Source organism: Dawidia cretensis, assembly GCF_018598175.1.
Classification (GTDB): domain Bacteria; phylum Bacteroidota; class Bacteroidia; order Cytophagales; family Cyclobacteriaceae; genus Ohtaekwangia; species Ohtaekwangia cretensis.
In genome coordinates, this window is sequence record NZ_JAHESE010000004.1 from 268,481 (window position 1) to 276,235 (window position 7,755).

Below are 7,755 nucleotides of genomic sequence, written 5' to 3' on the forward strand. Positions count from 1 at the left end.
GAACGATGAAAAATCTATATACATTATGGTTGCGCGTTACCCTGGTAATTGGGTTGATGAGCGCAGCCAGCGCACTCTATGCGCAGAAGTCGGTGTCCGGAACGGTCCTGGACGAGGCCGGCTCCCCGATACCCGGGGTGAGCATTCTTGAAAAAGGTACGACCAACGGTACCACCACGGATACCGAAGGCAAGTATAATTTGACAGTACGCACGGATAATCCGGTGCTGACGTTCTCCTTCATCGGTTATAAAACACAAGAAGTGTCGGTGGATAACCGCACATCGATAGCCGTCTCCCTGGACCCGGATGTGTCCTCCCTCGAAGAAGTCGTGGTGACGGGGTATACAACGGAACGGAAGCAGGATATCGTCGCGGCCGTTTCGACACTGTCGAATAAAAACACGACGGCGATTCCGATCCCGAACGTTGAGCAAGCTATCCAGGGGCGCGTTGCCGGTGTGCAAGTAATCACCTCGGGTCAGCCCGGTGCTACGAGCCAGGTGCGTATCCGTGGGTATGGTTCGTTTACAAACAACACGCCGCTGTATATCGTGGACGGTGTTCCTACCTTCAACGTCGACAACCTGAACCCGAATGACATCGAGTCTACTACCGTACTGAAAGATGCCGGTGCGGCCTCTATCTATGGTGCGCGCGCTGCGTCGGGTGTCATCGTATATACGACGAAGCATGGCAAGCCCGACGGCACCATCAAAGTAACCTACGACATGAGCGTTGGTATGAACTTTCCGGGCGAGGGCATCGAGCTGCTGAATCCGCAGCAAACTGCCAACAAGACCTGGGAAGCTTTCCGTAATGCCGGCCAGGACACCAAGCACCCGCAATATGGTGAGGGTGCTGCCCCTGTGCTGCCGGATTACATCAACGTAGGCGTGCAAGATGACAAAGGCAACTGGTCTGTGGCCGCGGGTGTGAATGAAGGAGATCCGCGGATCCAAAATGCCCGTGATAATTACAACGTAGACTTCGACAAAGGCTCTATCGTACAAGTGGTACGCGCAAATAAAGGTGGTACTGACTGGTACGACGAAATGACGCGTGTGGCACCCGTTACACGGCACTCGTTAGGCCTGTCGGGCGGCAACGAACGCAGCCACTACTATATGGGCCTTGGCTACTATAACCAACAAGGTATTGCCATCAACCAGTACCTGAAGCGTTATACAGCTCGTTTTAACTCAGAGTTCAAGCCGGCGTCTATCGTACGCATCGGCGAAAACCTGCAAGTTACCTACCGCGATAACCCGCAAATCGGTGATCCGCAAAGCGAGAACCAGCTGAACATGGCGTATCGTATGAACCCGATCATCCCGGTATACGATGAGTATGGTGGATGGGCCGGCACGGCCGCGCCTGGTTTGAATAACCCGGCTAACCCGGTGGCCAGCTTGAAGCGCCTGAGCAAAGATTACAACCAGCAAACCGCCTGGGGCCTGTTCGGCAATGCTTATGCAGAAGTGGATGTGCTGAAGAATTTAACGGTACGTACATCGTTTGGTGGTTCGCTTGCCAGCGGTTATGCCATGCAGTTTGGTTACCGCACGTATGAGAACTCTGAAAACAATGGCGCTTACTCCATCAACGAAGCCGGCTTCTACGGTGCCAACTGGATCTGGACGAATACAATCAATTATAGCCTGAAACTGAGCGACCACAGCTTTAAAGCCCTCGTGGGGTATGAAGCCATTAAGGATCCGGCCCGTGGTCGGTTCATCAACGGTGTGGGTCTGAACCCGTTCAGCATCGACCCGAACTACATCAGCATTTCCAACTCGTCGTCTACCGGCCGCCAGGTAAACAGCGGTCCGCAAGGCACGTCACGCACACTGGTGTCTGAGTTCGGTAAACTGGACTACAACTTCCAGGAGAAATACTACGCCAGCTTCACGCTGCGTCACGACGGTTCGTCCGCCTTCGGTAGCGAAAAACGCTTCGGCTACTTTCCGTCTATCACCGGTGCATGGCGTGTTTCGCAAGAGAGCTTTATGCAGGGGGTCACGATTATCGACGACTTGAAACTGCGCGGTGGCTGGGGTATCATGGGTAACCAGAACATCAACCCGACCAACCAGTATACATTGTACGGCGGCAATCCGTCGGTAGGGTATGACATCAACGGCGCGAACAGCTCGGTATCGCCGGGTATCGTGCCGCTGCAGATCGGTAACCCTTCCGGTAAGTGGGAGAAAAACATCACCACCAACATCGGCATCGATGCAACCCTCATGAAAGGTACCCTCGAGATCGTGCTGGACGTATGGCGCAAGAAAACAGAAGACCTGTTGTATAACCCGGCTTTTGCCGCGACCGGCGGCGTGTTCTCGCAATATCCGTTTGTGAACGTGGGTAGTATCGACAACCGCGGTGTGGATCTGCAGATCATCAAACGCCATCGCGTGAGCCAGGACCTGGATTTCGTGGTAGAAGGTAACATCGGCTTTATCCACAACGAGATCAAAACCATTGCCGACGGTCTCGACTTCTTTGATAACGGCACGTACCGTAACCTGACCTTCGTGCGCAACGCGGTAGGACAGAGCTTGTCGTCTTTCTACGGTTATAAAACGATAGGCTTTTTCCAGTCTGCTGAAGACGTGGCATCGTCACCGAGGCAGGATGGCGCCGCCCCGGGCCGCTTCAAGTTTGCTGACGTCAACGGCGACAACCGCATCGATCCCAACGACCGGGTATATATGGGCACGCCGATTCCTAAATTCACGTACGGTCTGAACCTCATGGCAAACTACAAGGCCTTCACGATTGAAGCATTCTTCTATGGTAAGGCGGGTAATGACATCGTAAACTTCTCGAAGTGGTTTACCGATTTCTATCCTTCCTTCTCGGGTGCTGCCATCGGTGCCCGCACCATGGATTCGTGGACGCCGGAGAACACGGGCGCCGAAACGCCGATTTTCGAAAACGTATCGAACTTCAGCACCAACACCCAGGCCAACTCCTGGTACGTGGAAAGCGGTGCGTACATGCGTATGAAGAACCTGCAGGTGACCTACAACGTACCGCTGCCATTACTCGATCGCGCGGGCATCAAACAACTGAAGGTTTACCTGCAGGCCGTGAACCTGTTTACGATCACCAAGTATCAGGGCAAAGATCCTGAGATCGCTTCCAGCGTTGATACCACCCTGGGGATCGACGTCGGTAACTACCCGGCTACACGGATCTATTCTCTCGGTGTTAACCTTGGGTTTTAATTGACAGACGACTTTAACAGAAATTCCTATGAATAAGAATATAATCATCAAGACGATTGCCTGGATGTTTCCGGTTGCGCTCATGGTTGCCTATTCGTGTGAGGATAGCTTCCTGGAGCAGCCGCAAAAAGGCGCGCTGGGCGACGAGCTGGTCATCACCAAGAAGGGTGCCGAGCAAAGCCTGATCGGTGCCTATGCTGCCCTGAAAGGCACGCAGGGTAACTACAATGGTTCTAACACCGGCTGGGTGTTCGGCAGTATCGTCGGCGGCGACGCCCACAAAGGGTCTGATGCCGGTGACCAGTCGGATATCAACCCAATTGCGAACTTCACGGCGACGTCGACCAACAGCTACTTCAATGCGAAGTGGATCACGAACTACGACGGGATCAACCGCGCGAATTCGACGATCAAGATCCTCGACAAATTGGAGCCGAGCGAGATTGCCGACGCCGACAAAACCACGCTGCGTGCCGAGGCCCGCTTCCTGCGCGGGTTCTATCACTTCGAAGTGAAGAAGATGTGGAACATGGTGCCGTATGTAGACGAGAAGATCGACTACCTGCTGGGTAACTTCAAAGTGCCCAACGACCGCGACATCTGGGCCGACATCGAAGCGGACTTTAAGTTCGGCTACGACAACCTGGCCGGCAGCGGCATGGCCGCAGGCCGTGCGAACAAATGGGCTGCCGGAGCTTTCCTGGCGAAGACCTATATCTTCCAGCGCAAGTGGACAGAAGCAAAAGCGGTATTGGATGCCATCATTGCCGAAGGCACAACCCCCGGCGGTGCCCGTTACGGCCTCCTGGACAGGTTCCACGATAACTTCGAAATGAAGAATGACAACACCAAAGAATCTGTATTTGCCTACCAGGCATCGATCAACGACGGTTCCGGTGGTAACAACTCCAACTTCGACGAGATCCTGAACTGGCCCTACAACAACGGCCCGGGTGGCTGCTGCGGGTTCTTCCAGCCTTCATTCGAGCTGGCCAACTCGTACCGTACCGACGGTGCCGGCTTGCCGCTGCTCGACCGCTCGTACAACAGCTCGGGCGAGCAATTGAAAGACGACATGGGCATCGCGGTAGACGACGCCGGATTTACACCGGACGCAGGCAACCTCGATCCCCGCATCGACTGGACGATCGGCCGCCGCGGTATACCCTATCTCGACTGGGGTGCACACCCGGGTGCTTCGTGGGTACGTCTGCAATCCAACGGTGGACCGTATTCACCTAAGAAACATGCTTATGCCAAAGCTGACGAGTCGTCTGTTACAGACGGTAGCTCGTGGACGAAAGGTCTGACCGGTATCAACGTGCAGTTCATCCGTTACGCCCAGGTACTGTTGTGGGCCGCCGAAGCGGAAGCCGAGCTGGTGAAAGCCGGTAGTGGCGGCAGCCTGGAGAAAGCACGGGAGTATGTAAACATGATCCGCGCCAGAGCTGCCAACCCGGCGGGATTTGTGAAGGCCAGCGTACAAAACGGGAAGACCGACTGGGACGCTTACCTGGACGCCAATGTGGCCTCACAGCCTGCCGCAAAATATGTTGTTGCCGAATATCCCTCGTTCCCCGATGCCACGTACGCGCTTCGTGCCATTCACTTTGAGCACAAGCTTGAATTCGGGATGGAAGGCCACCGCTTCTTCGACCTGGTACGCTGGGACGAGACGACCAATGCAGGCGGTAACCCGGTAAACTTGCAAGCCTACCTGGACTATGAAGGTACACGTCTGGGCATCTACAGAGGTGTGACATTCGTCCGTGGCAAGCACGACTACTATCCGCTGCCGCAAAATCAGATCGATCTCGAGCAGACGGGTGGCGTTTCTGCGCTGAATCAGAACCCGGGATATTGAGAATACGATAATATTTTTAAGAAAGGCAAGACCAGTCTATATTGGTCTTGCCTTTTTATTAGCCTGACCCCGGATCTCCATGTACAAAGTATCTTTATTTCCGTTCGCACTGCTTGTCGTCCTGGCATGCTCGTGCGACAAACCTTCCACGACGCTTTTTCGGCGGCTGTCTGCCGACAAGACCGGTATAGATTTCGAGAATACTATACAAGAAAGCGATTCCTTTAATATCCTTACACAAGAGTATATTTACAATGGCGGTGGGGTAGGTGTAGCCGACTTTAACAACGACGGGCTGCAAGATATTTTCTTCGCGGGCAATGCCGTGCCCAACCGGTTGTACCTGAATCGGGGCAATCTGGCGTTTGAAGACGTGACGGCCACTGCCAATGTAACGATACCCGGCCGGTGGAACTCGGGTGTGGCGGTAGCCGACGTCAATCAGGATGGCAAGATGGATATCTACGTTTGTGCGACCATGAAGCCCGACTCAGCCGACCGTAAGAACATGTTGTTTATCAACAAGGGACTGAATGAACAAGGCCTGCCCGTCTTTGCCGACGAAGCGGAAGCCTACGGTGTTACCGACGGAGGGTACAGTGTAACCGCTGCTTTCCTGGATTACGATCGCGATAGTGATCTCGACCTGTTTGTGCTGATCAACCAACGCATGGACCACCTGCCTACAAACTACCGGCCCAAAATTGCCGACGGCACGGCACTCAACAACGACCGCCTCTATCGCAACAATGGCAACGGCACCTTTACAGATGTATCGGTAACCGCGGGGATCACCCTGGAAGGCTTTGGCCTGGGCCTCTCGGTTGCCGATCTGAACCTCGATGGTTGGCCGGATCTCTATGTTTCAAACGACTACTTGTCGAACGATGTATTGTACATTAACCAGCGCGACGGCACCTTCCGTAACAAAATTGCCGAATACGTAGGCCATCAAAGTCAATTCTCGATGGGCAACGACGCCGGTGACATCAACAATGACGGCCGACCGGACATCATTACTGTCGACATGCTGCCCGAAAACAACGATCGTAAGAAGACGACCATCGGCAATAAATCGTACCTCAACTATATCCACAACGAAAAGTACGGCTACGAATACCAGTATGTGCGTAACATGCTGCACCTGAACAACGGGTTCGAGAAAGGTATCAAGTTCAGCGAGATGGGGCAGATGGCGGGAGTATACCAGACAGAGTGGAGCTGGTCACCCTTGTTTGCCGACATCGATAACGACGGGTATAAAGACCTGCTCGTCACCAACGGTTTCCCCAAAGACGTAACCGACAAAGATTTTTCAAATTACCGTAACGACGTGGGGAAAGTGGCCAGCGCTGCACAGCTCATCGACTCGATTCCAGTAGTACGTATACCGAACTATGCCTTTCGCAATAACGGGGATTTGACCTTTACGGATGCCACCAAAGCGTGGGGCTTCGACGTACCGTCGTTTTCCAACGGCGCCGCCTATGCGGACTTCGACAACGACGGTGACCTGGACTATGTCGTCAGCGATATCAACGAAGCTGCCTTGTTTTTTGAAAATACATTATATACCACGGATAGCGATGCACCGCCCGCGACCAACTTCCTGCGGGTACGTTTCCCGCAAGGCGTGATGGCGATGGGTGCCAAAGTGTGGTTGCGCGACGGCGATCGCACACAGTACCAGGAGTATTATCCTTCGCGTGGGTTTTTGTCTACGGTGGAGCCGATGCTGCACTTTGGCCTGGGCGCTTCCCGCCAGGCAGATACGGTGTGGATTGCGTGGCCCGACGGCAAGTTGCAACAGCTGGTCCAGGTGCCGGCAAACCAGGTGCTGGATGTTAAACCCGAAGCTGACGCCCCGATGGCGCCACGGCCGGCCTGGATGAACCCTGTGGCTGCGCCGTTACTGGCGGCCGCTCCGGACAAGGTTGCGTACCTGCACGCGGAGGAAGACAAGATTGACTTTAACCTGCAGCGCACCTTGCCCCATAAGTTCTCACAGGCAGGCCCCGCGTTGTGCAGTGGTGACATTAATGGCGACGGCCTCGACGATGTGATCATCGGCGCCTCGGCCAATCAGGAACCGGCCGTATTTGTTCAAAAGAAAGACGGCACCTTCCAACGGATACCCCAGGCGCTCAGCTCCGACGACACGCAACGCGAAATGGCCGGAATGCTGCTGTTCGACGCCGACCTTGATGGTGACCTCGACTTGTACGTATCTGCGGGAAGTGTTGAAAATACTGCGTCTGAACGGTATCGACACAGTTTGTACATCAATAACGGCAACGGGCAGTTCACCGCGGCGCCCGATAGGCTCCCCGTTATTCAAGCCAGCAGCTCGTGCGTACGGGCCGCGGACTATGACGCCGACGGCGACCTCGACCTGTTCGTCGGCGGGCGCGTGATTCCCGGCAGCTATCCGCTGTCACCCGACAGCTACCTGTTGCAGAACCAGGGCGGCCGGTTTACCGATGTGACGGAAGCAATGGCCCCTGCGTTGCGCCGGGTGGGCATGGTCACGGATGCTCTCTGGTCGGATATCGATAACGACGGTCGTGGAGACCTGGTGGTGGCCGGCGAGTTTATGCCGATCACCTTTTTCCGGAACCAGGCGGGCACGTTGCAACGCATAGAACAGACAGGGGT

3 protein-coding genes are annotated in these 7,755 nt (G+C 54.8%); all 3 read left to right on the forward strand.

The features are described from left to right. Positions 1 to 5 precede the first annotated feature (5 nt). Entirely contained in the window at positions 6 to 3,236 is a 3,231-nt protein-coding gene (locus KK062_RS07400; RefSeq protein ID WP_254083628.1) for a SusC/RagA family TonB-linked outer membrane protein, read from the forward strand. Between the two features lie 28 nt (positions 3,237 to 3,264). Beyond that, positions 3,265 to 5,100 carry a RagB/SusD family nutrient uptake outer membrane protein gene (locus KK062_RS07405; protein WP_254083629.1) on the forward strand — a complete coding sequence of 612 codons (1,836 nt, stop codon included), beginning with the start codon at positions 3,265 to 3,267 and terminating at the stop codon, positions 5,098 to 5,100. Between the two features lie 79 nt (positions 5,101 to 5,179). Further along, positions 5,180 to 7,755, forward strand: a 2,576-nt coding sequence (locus tag KK062_RS07410) for a CRTAC1 family protein (protein ID WP_254083630.1), incomplete at its 3' end; no start/stop codon positions are given.

Coding starts and splice junctions, on each gene's coding strand:
- KK062_RS07400 (WP_254083628.1), top strand. CDS start 6: ATGAAAAATCTATATACATTATGGTTGCGCGTTACCCTGGTAATTGGG.
- KK062_RS07405 (WP_254083629.1), top strand. CDS start 3,265: ATGAATAAGAATATAATCATCAAGACGATTGCCTGGATGTTTCCGGTT.